Origin of the sequence: Providencia sp. PROV032 (genome assembly GCF_028484875.1) — a bacterium.
In the GTDB taxonomy this organism is placed as follows: domain Bacteria; phylum Pseudomonadota; class Gammaproteobacteria; order Enterobacterales; family Enterobacteriaceae; genus Providencia; species Providencia rettgeri_E.
The window spans coordinates 1-14,357 of the sequence record NZ_JAMPSX010000012.1 but is presented as its reverse complement, the minus strand read 5'-3'; the positions used below and the strand labels follow the sequence as shown (position 1 = coordinate 14,357).

Annotated in this window: 13 protein-coding genes; 4 read left to right on the top strand and 9 right to left on the bottom strand. The window is 38.8% G+C overall.

Going from position 1 to position 14,357, the window contains the following annotated elements; all coding sequences use genetic code 11:
• Positions 1-6 precede the first annotated feature (6 nt).
• Genes PSF42_RS10580 through PSF42_RS10570 form a run of 3 tightly spaced genes read right to left on the bottom strand, consistent with a single transcriptional unit; the run spans position 7 to position 2,821 of the window.
• Positions 7-774: an ABC transporter ATP-binding protein gene (locus PSF42_RS10580; protein WP_272679993.1), complete on the bottom strand. Its 768-nt coding sequence runs from the start codon at positions 772-774 to the stop codon at positions 7-9.
• Complete coding sequence (locus tag PSF42_RS10575; RefSeq protein WP_423810923.1) at positions 771-1,739, bottom strand: FecCD family ABC transporter permease; 969 nt, start codon at positions 1,737-1,739, stop codon at positions 771-773. Before PSF42_RS10575 ends, PSF42_RS10580 begins: the two co-directional genes overlap by 4 nt.
• A gap of 44 nt (positions 1,740-1,783) precedes the next feature.
• The gene (locus PSF42_RS10570; RefSeq protein ID WP_272679992.1) at positions 1,784-2,821 is read right to left on the bottom strand and encodes an ABC transporter substrate-binding protein; all 1,038 of its coding nucleotides are present in this window, start codon (positions 2,819-2,821) and stop codon (positions 1,784-1,786) included.
• A gap of 200 nt (positions 2,822-3,021) precedes the next feature.
• Here PSF42_RS10570 and gntR point away from each other — a divergent pair, with 200 nt between their 5' ends.
• The 3 genes from gntR to gntU all read left to right on the top strand — a co-directional run bounded on the left by gntR (position 3,022) and on the right by gntU (position 6,307).
• On the top strand, positions 3,022-4,017 hold the full coding sequence (gntR, locus tag PSF42_RS10565) for a gluconate operon transcriptional repressor GntR (protein ID WP_125894972.1): 996 nt from the start codon (positions 3,022-3,024) through the stop codon (positions 4,015-4,017).
• Positions 4,018-4,412: 395 nt separating this feature from the next.
• Positions 4,413-4,952: a gluconokinase gene (gene gntK, locus PSF42_RS10560; protein ID WP_125894974.1), complete on the top strand. Its 540-nt coding sequence runs from the start codon at positions 4,413-4,415 to the stop codon at positions 4,950-4,952.
• Positions 4,952-6,307, top strand: coding sequence for a gluconate transporter (gene gntU, locus PSF42_RS10555; protein WP_125894976.1), 1,356 nt, complete (start codon positions 4,952-4,954; stop codon positions 6,305-6,307). The genes gntK and gntU overlap by 1 nt, the downstream gene beginning before the upstream one ends.
• A gap of 56 nt (positions 6,308-6,363) precedes the next feature.
• Here gntU and PSF42_RS10550 read toward each other — a convergent pair whose 3' ends face one another.
• From PSF42_RS10550 to PSF42_RS10525, 6 genes are all read right to left on the bottom strand, one after another.
• Positions 6,364-7,671, bottom strand: a complete 1,308-nt coding sequence (locus PSF42_RS10550; protein WP_272679991.1) for an ATP-binding cassette domain-containing protein — start codon at positions 7,669-7,671, stop codon at positions 6,364-6,366.
• 664 nt (positions 7,672-8,335) lie between these two features.
• Positions 8,336-8,782, bottom strand: coding sequence for a hypothetical protein (locus PSF42_RS10545; RefSeq protein ID WP_248467492.1), 447 nt, complete (start codon positions 8,780-8,782; stop codon positions 8,336-8,338).
• 3 nt (positions 8,783-8,785) lie between these two features.
• A complete protein-coding gene (locus PSF42_RS10540) occupies positions 8,786-10,036 on the bottom strand; it encodes an HlyD family efflux transporter periplasmic adaptor subunit (protein WP_213914420.1) in 1,251 nt (416 codons plus the stop codon).
• Complete coding sequence (locus PSF42_RS10535; protein ID WP_125894984.1) at positions 10,017-11,243, bottom strand: TolC family protein; 1,227 nt, start codon at positions 11,241-11,243, stop codon at positions 10,017-10,019. The genes PSF42_RS10540 and PSF42_RS10535 overlap by 20 nt, the downstream gene beginning before the upstream one ends.
• Before the next feature lie 4 nt (positions 11,244-11,247).
• Positions 11,248-12,168 (bottom strand): hypothetical protein, encoded by a 921-nt coding sequence (locus tag PSF42_RS10530; RefSeq protein ID WP_248467496.1) that lies wholly within the window; start codon positions 12,166-12,168, stop codon positions 11,248-11,250.
• Positions 12,119-12,574, bottom strand: coding sequence for a hypothetical protein (locus tag PSF42_RS10525; protein ID WP_272679990.1), 456 nt, complete (start codon positions 12,572-12,574; stop codon positions 12,119-12,121). Before PSF42_RS10525 ends, PSF42_RS10530 begins: the two co-directional genes overlap by 50 nt.
• A gap of 223 nt (positions 12,575-12,797) precedes the next feature.
• On the opposite strand from PSF42_RS10525, the gene PSF42_RS10520 reads away from it, so the two are divergent.
• A partial coding sequence (locus PSF42_RS10520) for an Ig-like domain-containing protein (RefSeq protein WP_272679989.1) occupies positions 12,798-14,357 on the top strand: 1,560 nt, incomplete at its 3' end.

Below are 14,357 nucleotides of genomic sequence, written 5' to 3'. Positions count from 1 at the left end.
CTGACCTTAATAAGAAAACGTTGATGGAAGCTGGAAGTGAGCTTGAATGCTGCGCTCATCCACATTGTAAAGTGCTGCCAAGTTAGTAAGTGTTAACATACTATTTGATAACCCTTGCCTCGCTTTGTTGCGCTTATCAAGCAAAATGACGTTGTCAGCGATAGCTGCGGCATGCTGTGGATGATGGGTTGACATCAATATTGTCATGCCATGGGATTTAAGCTTTTCGATTTGTTCAAGTAAGCGAATTTGGTTACCAAAATCAAGGCTAGCGGCAGGCTCATCCATAATTAGAAGTAATGGTTTTTGTATTAAAGCTCTTGCTATCAATACTAATTGTTTTTCTCCGCCACTGAGTGTGCTGTATAGACGGGTTGCTAAGTGTGCAATGCCCAGATGCTTTAGTTGTTGATATGCTAAGTTTTTTTCGGCCTCTTTAGGAACTGAAAATATTGAAATATGGGGTGTTAAACCCATCATCACCATATCAAGTACAGTAAAAGTAAAGGGGGTATCATGGGCTTGGGGAACATAGGCGACAGTTTTGGCTATTTCGCGGGGTCTAAGGGCTTGAATGCTTTGCCCATTGAGTTGGATTTCACCTTTAATGGCGGGTAATAGCCCCAGTAACGTTTTCATTAAGGTGGTTTTACCGCAGCCATTTGCGCCTAACAAGCAGCTAATCTCCCCCTTCGGTAATGAAAGGTTAATACCATCAATGATAGCAGTGCCATGATAACCAATTGCGACCTTTTTCAAAGACAGAATGTTCATTTCACCCGCCTTGCCTGTAATAAAATAGCCAAAAAGAAGGGGGCGCCAATTGCGGAGGTTAAAATGCCTATGGGTAATTCAATCGCAGCAATAGTCCGTGCTAAGGTGTCAGTAACTAGCAATAAGATGGCACCAATGGCCAGTGATGCCGGGAGTTGATAGCGAAAGTTAGCACCCACTATCATTCTAGTGATGTGTGGAACAATTAACCCAATCCAACCAATAATTCCTGCGATCGACACCGCGCTTGCTGTCAGTAATGTGGCACAAATAATGAAAATAGTGCGGGTTAAACTGACATTGATCCCAAGGCTTTTGGCTTCTTCATCCGATAAACTGAGTAAATTCATACGCCAGCGCAATAATAATAGTGGAATGATGCCGATAATCATCAGCGGTAATACTGACACTAAATCTGCTTGGGTAATCGATGACAAGCCACCTAATAACCAAAAAGTGATGGAAGGCAACTGGGTGTAGGGGTCTGCGAGGATTTTCATTAAGGAGATGGCGGAACCACACAACGCACTGATAGCAACACCGACCAGAACCAAAGATAAAATAGGGTCATGTTGCCGCGCTAGGCGGGCAATAAAGCACACTAAAGTCACAGTGATTAGCCCACCAATAAATGCACTTAATTGAATGTAAAACAAAGATTGGCCGAAGAAAATACCAATGACGGCTCCCACGCCAGCACCCGCGGAAACACCTAGAATATCAGGAGAAACCAGTGGGTTACGAAACATTCCTTGGTAAGCCGCCCCTGCAATCGCTAGCCCTCCACCAATAATAATAGCGGCTAATGTGCGTGGAAAACGTATTTGCCAAAAAACGGTTTCATGGCGTGGGTTACTCAATTCACTGTGAGATGATAATTGGCTGGCAAATAGGCGATAAAGCTCACTGAGTGTAAGTGAGTACTTACCACTTGTTAACGCGATAACAAAGCTAATTAGTAACATGATGACCAATAAAAGGAATTTCCCCTTTTTGTTCAAAACATTATTCATGATTTTTCCATGAGCAAATCAACTTGCTGCGCCGTTAATGATGAATGGTAGAAGCGAGTAAAAAACTCAGCAATATCCTGTTTAATATTCTTGGCAATGTTTTTATCTAAATGGCTTTGTAGCCGCCTCATCCCCAATAAGCGGTTAACGCCTGGAGGCCCATCTAACCAACCAAATGGCATACCACTAAATACAAGTAATTTGCGATTGGCAATAGCATCAAGCCCTTGCCATAATGCAGAACTTGTCATCAGTTCAATGGCTTCGTCATATTGCGTTATAATGATGTCAGGGTTCCATTGGTAGAGCTGCTCCATAGAAACCGTAGTAAGGCCATGAAAATTAGGGATATCCACCACATTGCGTAAGCCTAGCATTTCAATCGCTTCAGTATGAATTGAGCCTTTAGCGCCGGTTTCTAAACCTTTTGACCCTCTCGCAAGGTAAAAACTCAGTGATTTCTGTTGGTTTTGATGAGCAAATAAGGCAGCATCATCAATATAGCGTTGAGCAAGTTGGCTCAATGGTTGTGCTTGTGGTAAAACGCCTAAAATTTCACCCAATTGCATTAGTTGCTGTGGTGAGTCTTTTAGGCCACCTGCGATTAACAAATAAGGCACATGGGTTTGTTTGGCGACCTTTTCCGCTTGAGAGCGATAAGTTTCGTCAATGTTTCCAGTGTCAATAATTAAGTCGGGGTTATAGGACAGCAGCTGTTCAAGGGAAAGGGTACTTCCACGTCCCGCTAAACGGCCATAAACTGGTAATTCAAGCCATTGTGGTGCAAAAAGGCCCGTTTGCCCTTTTTTCAATGAAATAGAGGCGAAACCCACCATTTTTTCTGGCGCTAAGGCAAACATCAGTAAATCAGAAGGGGGCCCCGAGCTGATGACGCGATGAATATCCTTGGGGGTTGGGAGTTTACCGAATATCGCTGCTTCAACTTCTGGGCGAGTTTGTGTGAAGCTTGGTAAGCAGTAAAAAGCCGTGAGGATAGCACTGGATTTAAGAAAATGTCTACGATTGATCGCCATAGTCTAATTTCATCTACTCGTTATAATAATAATTATATAGCGCGAAAATTAGCGGAGTCATGATAGAGAGTCAACTATAAAAATCGCATTGTTCGGAAAATTCGACATTTATGTGATGTAAATCAGTAACAAAGATTGCTATCGATTAATAGATAGCAGAACATGTTTATCGTTAACGAATTGGATATCGCTTTGAACTTATGAAGAAAAAAAGACCTTCTCTACAGGATGTTGCCGACCAAGTTGGCGTCACGAAAATGACGGTGAGCCGTTTTTTACGAAACCCAGAGCAGGTTTCAGAGGCTTTGCGTGATAAAATTGCTCAGGCGGTGGAGGCTTCCGGGTATATCCCAAATAAAGCCCCTGATATTTTATCGAACGCAACCAGCCACGCCATCGGGGTGTTGCTTCCTTCATTAACCAACCAAGTCTTTGCCGAAGTGATCCGTGGAATTGAAGCGGTAACAGACCGTCATGGCTACCAGACAATGTTGGCTCACTATGGCTATCTACCCGAAAAAGAAGAAGAGCGGCTGACTTCGTTACTTTCTTATAATATTGATGGCGTGATTTTAGCTGAACGAACCCACACAGAACGCACACTACGCATGCTTAAAACTGCGGGGATCCCCGTGGTTGAGATTATGGATAGCATTTCTCCTTGCCTAGATATTGCGGTGGGTATCGATAACTTTGAAGCGTCTCGCCAAATGACTCAGGCGATGATTGAGCGCGGCTGCCGTAAGGTTGTGTATTTAGGCGCAAGGCATGATGAACGTACTTTTATCCGCTTGAAAGGTTATGAGCAGGCCATGCTCGATGCCAATCTTGAACCACGAAATGTGATGACACAGGCTAGCTCATCGTATTCGTTAGGCGCTCAATTACTACACGATTGCCGTGCTAAGTACCCAGATACCGATGGTTTATTTTGTACCAATGATGACTTGGCAATAGGGGCTATTTTTGAATGTCAGCGTTTGGGGATTCAGATCCCACAAGATCTCGCGATTTCGGGCTTCCACGGCCATGATGTTGGCCAAGTAATGACGCCAAAACTGGCAAGTATTTTGACGCCAAGGGACCAAATGGGGCGTAAGGCGGCAGAAGTCTTGTTGGCGAGAATGTCTGGCAAGAAGCTAACGGGGACGCATTTTGATGTGGGGTTTTCAGTCCTTACTGGCGAAAGTATCTAATTATTCCTCGTCATCCTTCGCGCTGTCGCGTTGTTGCCTGTACTCGCCAACCCTAGTCACATACTTATGTATGCTCCTAGGGCTTGACTCGCTTGGCGCCTAGCGACAACACGAATTATTTAGAGGAATGTTTTAAGACGAGCAATAAAGTTTAAATATATTTTTTTGTTTTTTGCTATTGCTGTTTGTTTTTTATTTGCGAGTTTTGCTTTGTTCTTCACCTGCCTCTTCTGAAGTCAGATTGAGAGTATCATCACAGATCTGTTCTCTTCTTCACCAATTTGATTGCCAAATAAATCCGCACTGATGATAATGTTACCCGTAACTTGTTACCGGTAACAAATGCCGGTTTTTAACTAAAGCCAGGACAATAGTGAATATCTGAGGAGTTTCCTATGAATGATACCCAAAAACAAAACTATACATTTGTACTAATGGGGGTATCGGGTAGTGGTAAATCTGCTGTTGCTGCCGGTGTTGCACAGCAATTACAGGCTGCCTTCCTTGATGGTGACTTCCTTCACCCTAAATCAAATATTTTAAAAATGGCATCGGGTCACGCATTAAATGATGAGGACCGTAAACCTTGGTTAGTCGCATTAAATAATGCCATTTTTGCAATGCAAAGAACCAATAAGGTATCGCTGGTGGTTAGCTCAGCACTGAAAAAAAGCTATCGCGATATTTTAAGAGAGGGGAATCATAACCTCTATTTTATTTACCTAAAAGGTGATGCGGTTGTTATTGAAGAGAGATTGAAAGCACGTAAAGGGCATTTCTTTAAGCCTGAAATGCTGAAATCGCAATTTGATGCTTTACAAGAACCTGGTGCGGATGAACCTGATGTGCAGGCTGTTGATATTCGCCCATCCTTAGAGAACGTGATTGAAAATACGTGTTCTACTATTCGTAAGATTGTCGCTGGAGATAACTAATGAATACCCCAGAAACATTAAGCACACTAACGCTCGTGCTAACGGCTGTTGGCTCTGTCGTTTTACTGCTCTTTTTAGTGATGTATGCTCGTTTACACGCTTTTGTCGCGCTCATGATCGTTTCTATTGGGGCGGGTTTATTCTCCGGCATGCCAGTACAGCAGATCACTGAAACCATGCAAAAAGGCATGGCGGGAACCTTAGGTTTCCTTGCTATCGTAGTCGCTCTCGGGGCAATGTTCGGTAAAATTTTACATGAAACAGGGGCATTAGATCAGATTGCGAATAAGCTACTTAACCTGTTCGGTGAAAAGAATGCGCATTATGCCGTGGGTGTCGCAGGGCTGGTTTGTGCGCTACCGCTTTTCTTTGATGTAGCTATTGTGTTGTTAATCGGTGTGGTGTTTGCAGTAGCGAACCGTACAGGTCATAACGTTGTTCGCCTGGCTATCCCTCTATTTGCGGGTGTTGCAGCCGCAGCAGCGTTTTTATTACCGGGGCCTACACCCATGTTAGTTGCATCACAAATGGGTGCAGATTATGGCTGGATGATCTTAATTGGTCTGTGTGCCGCTATCCCTGGCATGATTTTAGCAGGGCCGTTATATGGTAAATTTATCAGTAATTATGTTCATATTGATATCCCTGCTGATTATCAAGCACCAAATACAGAACATGGCAAAATGCCAAGCTTTGGTTTCAGTCTGTGCTTAGTGCTTTTCCCATTGGTATTAGTGGGTTTAAAAACCATCGGTACGCATGTCGTTGAAAAAGGTTCTACATTAGAGCACTGGTTAGAATTTATTGGCCACCCTTTCACAGCCTTACTGTTAGCGTGTTTACTGGCAATTTATGGCTTAGGTTTCCGCTATGGTATGGATAAAGAAAAAGTCATGGCGATTTGTTCTGCCGCTATCCAACCTGCTGGGATCATTCTACTTGTGACTGGTGCGGGTGGCGTATTCAAACAAATTTTAGTGGACTCCGGTGTGGGACCTGCATTAGGTGACTCTTTAATTGGTGCTGGCTTGCCGATAGCGGTTGCTTGCTTCGTATTAGCAGGTGCTGTACGTGTTATTCAAGGTTCTGCAACCGTTGCATGTTTAACTGCGGTAGGTTTAGTGTTACCTGTTATCAGTGAGTTAGGCTACTCAGGTGCACAATTGGCAGCGTTAGCCGTTTGTATCTCAGGGGGGTCTTTGATCCTAAGCCATGTTAATGACTCTGGTTTCTGGCTGTATGGGAAATTTACTGGCGCGACAGAAGCTCAAACCCTCAAAACTTGGACTGTCATGGAAACTATCCTTGGTACGACAGGGGCAATTGTCGGTATGGTGTTCTTTATGTTCTTGTAATATGTGACATAAAAATATAATCAAGGCGCCCACTATCAAGTGGGCGTTTTTGTTTATTAGCTTAAACTAATTTTAGGAATGATAATTTCATTGTGGGGTTGTGGGGCATTAATATGTTTAACATGGCTCGGTGATAACGCAATGTGCTTCGTAAAAAATGAGGTCAGCCCTAAGTCATGAGTAGAAAAGAAAATAATTGATTTATCTAATTCAAACTCTTGTTTCACTAATTGTAGAAATGCGAGGGCATCAGAGGTCGCCATAAAGGATGTCGATTCGTCTAGAAATATCATTTCAGGTTGTTTTATCAATGCAAGAACGAGCTGTAACTTTTGTTTTTCCCCTGTAGAGGCAGCAATGTCAGTGACGAGTGTATCATCTAACGTTTCTTTGCTAATCAGTAAAGTTGGGCAACATAATTTGGTAAGGCGGACAATGATGTTGTTATCGAATACACCGTAGAAGTTAAAATTGTCACGAATACTGCCATGAATGAATGTTGAAATACCATTATGGTAGGCAATTTTTTCTGTTAAAAAGGATTGGGAAATCTCATCGATACCAATGCCATTGATTGCTATATCCCCTGATGAGTATTCTGAAGTCCCACATAATGCTTTCATTAGTGATGTCTTTCCTACTCCTGAAATACCTGTAATACCGATAACATCCCCAGATTTGGCTTCAATATTGAGCTGGTTAATGATGGTTTTACCGTGAATATTAACGCTAAGATTTTTTGCACTAAAATGCGTTATCGAATTCATTGTTATGCCATCAGTTTTGAAATGGATTAGTGGATTGTTTTTTAGCTGCTCAATACTGGATTTGATATGAAATAGATGTGTTTTCACCATGAATAAGCGATTAATTGCACTTGTAATTGCACCTGAAAGTCGACCATTAATGATCATGACCGCGATAACGGAAGCCAAACTTAAACTCCCTTCACCAATAGCTAAATAGCTAGCCACGTACATTACAATCATGGATAAAAACGTATTTACTTTGATGATTTCCATCCAATGGTGGTTGGCCTCATTCAGTTTTAATTTTATTTTTTCATCTTCATTGGTTTTTATACTGATGTACTGCTTAAAGTGGTTATCTCTGGCGAAATACAGCTCATGTTTTTTCTGTTCTAAGGAGTAGTACATGGCTGATTTTTCATAGTTTAAGGTATTTGCTCGAAGCATATTTTTGTAGGAAAGAAAGCGGACATGTAGGCATAGAAAGATAAGTCCAGCGTAATAGCTTAATAGCAATAATGAATAAAAACCTAGCATGCCAAAAATGCAGAATGAAAATAAAATGGCTAATCCGATATCATAAATGATTTGTGGTTTGATTTCCCATACCTGCAAGATCGACGCTTCGGCGGTCCTCACCTTAATGGAGGCACTTTTACAACTCGATTGTTTTAATAAATTAACGAAATAACGGTTAAAAGTGCTGATGTTAAGCTTTATTTTTTTTGTGTTCTGTTCATGAATAATATGTTTAATAAAAAACTCTAAGCCAATAACAACAATGAAAATAAAACTAATATACAAAAGTGAGCTTATTGACTCACTGTAAACTAATCGTGAGTTAAAAAGATTTGAGTATAAAGGTAATAACAGCGCAAATACGATTAAAGGTAATGAAAATAAATTTGATTTTGGCGTTAATTTAATCAGTGATGTGTATATGCTCTCTTCATTTAATGTGTTTTCACTCGCTTGGAATGAAAATAAGTGTTTACTTTCAATTAGTTGTTTTGTTATTGCGGTGTCGGTTGTTAGATTGGTTAGCTGGCCCCTATGATTCTTAATAATAATGTATTTTCCATTTTCTATCTCCATAATAAAAAGGGCTGGTAGGTTCTTGTCACTAAAATCAGAAAGAGAAACATATTGATAAGTGAAAAAATCATTATTAATAAACTCATTAATATTATTTAATATATATTTATTATCATACGATAGAGCTGGAGAAGTAAATGGCTCTCCTAATATCTTAAAGTATTGGTTAATGGCATCATGGAAACTACTTTCTTTCATTTTCTTCACTCTTCAGGAAGCAAGCGTTAACACCTTGATTATCTTCAATAGGTTTCAAGGCTTTAATGTGTACATTAGGCGTGCTTTTTTTAATTAATACTGTGTTATAAATGGTGTAGGTCATTGCTATATCAAAAGAGATGTTATTTCCATAACTGCAATAAATATCGATAGATTTAACTTTTTTACTATCAACGAATTTGATGGTGTCATGGCTAAATATTAACGACTTCATGATGTCATTACCTTTGTGACTTCCATTATTTATAGACGAAGACGTCTCTGTATTATTATCATCAATTCCGACAAATGCCGCTTTGCCTTTGTTTTTTTCAGCAGCCATCGTACTTGACAACACATTTGCTAAAAGTACGGCCATCAATAATGTCATAGTTGCTACGGCAGCGGATAATGCAGAAATAAAACCTAACATAAGTCACCAAACGTTAAATGTAATGTTATCGCTAATTAATGCGGTTAAATAATGAAGCACTGAAATCTCTTTACTCGAGATATAGAGCATCACAGGTAGGCCATCATGTTCTGGAAGGAGCACAGTATTTTGTTCCGGTGTAATTTGTACGGAATAATAGCGTTCTTGGTTAGCTCGTTCCCTGTCACTAAAGGAGTCAGCACTGATTTTTGTGACTTTACCGTTAATGATTTTTTTAAATCCAGGGGAGTTCACCACAATTTTTGCAGGCAACTGTTGTGTTATAAAAGGACGATATTTCGCTAATACTTTTCCTTCAATGACCCGTGTATCTTGTTGTTTTTTTATTACCATGACTAAATTTGAGGCTTCAACGTAAGAGCCTTTTTCTAAATCTTTTTCGATACTTAATACAACGCCATCCGCTGGCGATAACACACTGTTCGCTCTTATTTTATTGCGAAGTAGTTCCATCTGTCCGCTGTTTTCCAATCTCTCTTTTTTTAGCCGATTAAGTAGCGTTTCATTTTCTTGTATTTCACCGATAAGCCGCGCGGTATATTTCTTTTCTAACAGTGAAATTTCTCGTAATAGCCCTTGAGCATTTAATTCACCAGATGTTATCAGCGCAGTGGTGCGGCTGATTTCAGCATTATTATTGAGCTTTTCAATTTCAGGTGCTCTTGCATTTTTCAACAGTGAGGCCTTCTTTTTTAAAATATTAATCTGATTATCTAATTCACTGGATTCTTTTATTTGTGAGATATATTTGTCCTTTAAATTGCTTATCTCCATGTGTAAGAGGATGTGGCCATAGAGCTCTCTATAAGCACTTAACGTTTTGCTTTGCAGGCCCTTTGCAAAGAAAAAATATTCGGATTCTGTATTTATACTTCCATCGAGGATCTTATTTAATAGTTTTTTATTTTCTTCTAGTTCATTAATGCGTTCATTAGCAAAAGTAACAAGATTGGTTAAGGTTTTTTCTTGATGAAATGCATCTAAATTCGTATAGGAAAATAAAATTTGGTCTTTTTCTACCTTATCACCGGTTTTAATAGCAAATTGATTAATAAACCCAGATGCAGGACTCACTATTTCTAGCCGGTTGGAGACTCCTGAAATAATCCCCTCACCTGGAGAGGATATTTCTATCTTGGCTAATATAATGTACCCGACAAATAGGGATGTGATACCTAGGAATATTTTTAGTTTTTTAGGGATTTTGTTCAGTTTATTTAGATAACGTTTCAATTTCAGTGAGTTTCCCTGTTAATTGGATGTATTCCATCTTGTTTTTCATATCAGCAATCATTAATTCAGCTATGCGTCTTTCCATTGTTAACATATCAAATAGCGTGTTCACCATTTCATAGAAAGAGGACTGTGATATTTCATATTCCCTTTGTTGGCTCTTAATTATCGAACGCATTGTCTTACGTTGTTCATGTAACCCTATAAGTTCAGTCATATTTGAGTTGGCAATTAATTTTAAATTTTTAATTTTTGCTGTTGATTCTTTGTATTTATAATCAGCCTTTCCTTTTGTTGCTTCATACAGTTTTAATTGCGATTTTTCATTCAGTATTTTATCGAGGTCAAAGACATTTAGTTTTACCTCCATTCCCATGTAAGATTCGTTACGACTTCTCACGTGGTCAACAAATCGTTCTTCAGCGATAACATTGACATTCAAGAATGGATTTTGTTGATAAGCATTTTCCTTCATTGCGTCAGCTTGCATGCGTAGCAAGTTATATTCGCTATTTTGTTGCGCATCCTCACTATCAATAATGGTTGTTTGTAATCTTTTCAGTAAATTTTCTGGTACCTGTACGCCTTTAGACGGAAAGGTAATCCCTGATAAAAGCTCAATATTTGACTTGTATTGTTCAATCTCTTTTTCTATATTTTGCAGTTCTGTTTCAATTCGTTGCATCAATAAAGAGGCTTGTTCAACATCACTGTATTTCGCTATGCCACTTTTATATCGGTGAGTAATGAGTTTAAAGATGTTTTTCGCATTATTATTTAAATCAGTGGTTGTTTTTGTTAGCTCATTGAGATAATAAATACCAATTAAGTTATTAGTTGTTGAAGTGTAGAGTTCTTCTTTTTCTTTATTCAGTGAAAGTGCCGATATTTTTAACTTTAAATTTTTTTCATTAAATCTATGGGTTAACGTTGTATCATAGATTAATGAGCTGGCGGTAATATTACTGCTGGTACTGCCATCATGGCTTTTTATTTTTCCTGAGGCTGAGACCTTAGGAAGGTAATAGTAATCGGTTTGCTTTGCTCTGAGGTTTTCAGCATCTAACTCTAATGACTTTATTTGAATTGGATTAGAGTTTTTTAATACTCGGCTAATAAAACTTTGAAAATTTTCTACATCTTGATTTGCTAAACCATAAGATGGCGATAATAAAGTTAATAAAAAACCTAAGGTGATAAGGCGCATTTTTTTACTCCATTGATAATACGGTTAATAGTTTTTTTCTGCTCTCAATGGTATTTTCTTTTAGCCATTGTGTTGTTTGATCTATCTTTAATATTTCTTCTGATATTTTTTCATTGTCATTTCTTTTGTTTATTTTTTCTTCTAGTAAGTAGATGGCTAATTTTCTTTTCCAATCGTCGTCAGCTTCTTTTATTGACTGTAGAACGGCTAAGTGATCTTGTGTTGTGATGGATAAAGCCGAGAGGTGTGAAGAAATATCTGCCGCAAGTTCATTATTGTCGGTCACAGAAATCATTTTTTGCGCCATACCGATGTTCACACTCTGTAATGTGTTCAGTGTTTCTTGAATGCGATTAAGCTCTTCAGAGTAGTTTGCAGAGGCGTGCTGCTTCGTTTTTTTAGTTTCTTTTTGGTAAAAGAAATGAAAAAAATTCAAACTAACTAACAGTAGAACAGAAATAGAAACCCCAAGAATGGACGTTAAGAATGCAAAAGACATTGAATTAAGTGCCAATGAGATAGATGAAATCATGGCATTCATTTTTTCTGAGATATCCCCATCTCCTCCAAGGGAGGCCGAAATCGCAGTGATCATCCCTGTTAACCCAATGAATGTTCCAATTAATCCTAATGATACAGTGACGGATGCGGATAATTTAGTTTGGTTCGAAAGTAATATATAGTGACTTTGTTTATTCCTATTGAATAACCGATGAAATAAAAAAATAATTAAAGGATAAATATAAATCCCAATCATGGTGTAACTGATTTCAGGAGCAAGCAATAGGCATTGCTGAACCATTTCACGTACCGATTGCAGTAAAAAGCAAGCGACAAATGTTGCTGCATAAAAAAATAATCCAAGATAATACATGTTATTTGTAATCCCAATAAATGCATGAGTTCCAACCGGGGCAATATTCACTTGTTCCTTTTTTTAGAACAATTTCTTTATCAATACCCAGATTTTTAATTATTGATGCCATATAAAGAAGGTTATAGGTGTTTTTTTCTTTGCTGTGACTGACTTTATCGTTGATGTAGCCACTGATAATTATTTTATTGCTTTTGTTTTTGGATATTTCGTTTTTTATTAAAGAAATATCATTGTTTGATAAGTGAATCCCACCTTTAAAATAAAGGCGTTTATTCGGTATGTCTATTTGTATTTTTTCAAAGCTTAACTCTCCATAATTAATATAGGTTTCTGCAGTTTTCATTCCGCTAAAAATAAAAACCATAGAAACTAAAATGATTATGCACAATGTCCCACTTAACCCGTCAACCATCGGGGCTAGTTCTTCATCAGAGTTCTCATTATCATCTTCCATTGTTTGACTCTTTCAATTTAAAAACGACTTTGCTAATTCATGCTTTTATTATAATCGCAATTTAAATGAACTCACTGGAATTTGAGCTCAAAAAAAAAGAATGTCAGACCACTTTATATTAAATGACATTTTATTTTTAATTAAATGGATATAATTGGTTTCATTAACGGCAGCGTGTGATTGTTAGCTGATAACTCCATTTATGAATATAATGATATAGAACATGACAGATAAAACTATTACCGATAAATTAAAAAACATAGAAATCCAAAAGTTTAAAGTCCAAGGGCTTGATTTAATTGTAACTAAGCCTGATGGTTCTATTGAGAACATTAAAAATGGGTTGTCTGAAGTTATTTTAGGAAATATGACACTATTGACTGAGCAAGGAGCGATTCTTTCACAAGATGAGATTCTATCATCAATAACCTTAAACGTGGGGGCCGATGCTGTTTATATCAAAGAGCAATTAACGAGTGATGTTGTCGAATATACGGACAATCAAGACTCAAAAAATATGAGTGAACAAGTAGACAGTGAGGAGCAGCCAGATAATGACCGACAAGACGAGGAGCAAAGATTTAGTCAAAAACTGGCAGAGTTAAATCAAAAAAATCAACAATTAGAAAAGACACTTCAGGCCCTGTCTTCGGAGAATGACGAAAAAGAGATATTACTTAGTTCATCTTTAACAAAGCTGACAGAAGCGAAAAAACAGCTAAATAAAAAAAACAAAGCAGAAAAAGCACAGGGAGAAGACAACGACTTAAGCTTTTCTCCGCCACCCGCCCCCGTGGCTACGCCAATAAGTACTTCGTCATCATCCTCTCAGTCTGCAAATAAGCCTGCAACAGCCCCTTTAATATCTAAACCGATTACACCGGTTTTTATTCAGGGGAAACTCAGTGAAGAGTCTGACTCAGGGAGAAAGGGCGATAATATTACCCATATTAATACTCCGACATTGACAGGAATTGTCTCTCCCGATAGTCAGGCTTATCTCACAATTAATAATAAGAAATATCCGGTCACTGCAGATAAAGACGGGAAGTGGTCATTAAAAATTACAGAACCGTTAGAAGATAAGATATATGAATATTCATTAGTGGCTTCCTCCGGTGGCGGTAAGCCTGTGACGGTGAACGGCCAATTTGAAGTGGACACGCAGCTTGATAACCTCTCTGTTAGTCTTGATGGGCATCCGAATATCGAAATGTTAGGGGGGAGACAAACGAATAATCAGGTTCCTACTTTTGCCGGGAAAACCGAAGCTGGCAGTTCAGTAACACTAGCGATTGCAGGACAAACATTATCGACAGTCGCTGATGATAAGGGCGGGTGGCGAATTACGGTCGAGAAACCATTGGCTGATGGGGTATCAACCTATCAGGTTACCGCAGTGGATGTAGCGGGTAACCAAAAAACTATCACCGAGACTGTGACCATCAAAACCTCCCTGCCCGATGCAAGTGCACTACTTGATAACTCAGCGGTTTTCTTGACCAATAAAGTGACTCCAATGTTGTCGGGAAAAACAGATCCTAACGCCAATATCATCGTTCAGGTCGCTGGAAAAGAGTATCTCGCCAAAGCCAATGAGCAAGGTGATTGGTCACTCACCATCAATAATAATCTAGCGGATGGTTCACATGTATTGAAGGTTAAGGTAACAGACAGCGTAGGAAATCAGGGAATATCTATTCAGAGCCTATTAGTCGATACCACTCCCCCCGCTGCACAAGCTAAACTGAGTGAGAGCAGTGATTCGGGTAGCAAAGGTGAC

Coding starts and splice junctions, on each gene's coding strand:
- gntU (WP_125894976.1), top strand. CDS start 4,952: ATGAATACCCCAGAAACATTAAGCACACTAACGCTCGTGCTAACGGCT.
- PSF42_RS10535 (WP_125894984.1), bottom strand. CDS start 11,243: ATGCGCCTTATCACCTTAGGTTTTTTATTAACTTTATTATCGCCATCT.
- PSF42_RS10575 (WP_423810923.1), bottom strand. CDS start 1,739: ATGTTACTAATTAGCTTTGTTATCGCGTTAACAAGTGGTAAGTACTCA.
- PSF42_RS10570 (WP_272679992.1), bottom strand. CDS start 2,821: ATGGCGATCAATCGTAGACATTTTCTTAAATCCAGTGCTATCCTCACG.
- PSF42_RS10580 (WP_272679993.1), bottom strand. CDS start 774: ATGAACATTCTGTCTTTGAAAAAGGTCGCAATTGGTTATCATGGCACT.
- gntK (WP_125894974.1), top strand. CDS start 4,413: ATGAATGATACCCAAAAACAAAACTATACATTTGTACTAATGGGGGTA.
- PSF42_RS10545 (WP_248467492.1), bottom strand. CDS start 8,782: ATGTTAGGTTTTATTTCTGCATTATCCGCTGCCGTAGCAACTATGACA.
- PSF42_RS10525 (WP_272679990.1), bottom strand. CDS start 12,574: ATGGAAGATGATAATGAGAACTCTGATGAAGAACTAGCCCCGATGGTT.
- gntR (WP_125894972.1), top strand. CDS start 3,022: ATGAAGAAAAAAAGACCTTCTCTACAGGATGTTGCCGACCAAGTTGGC.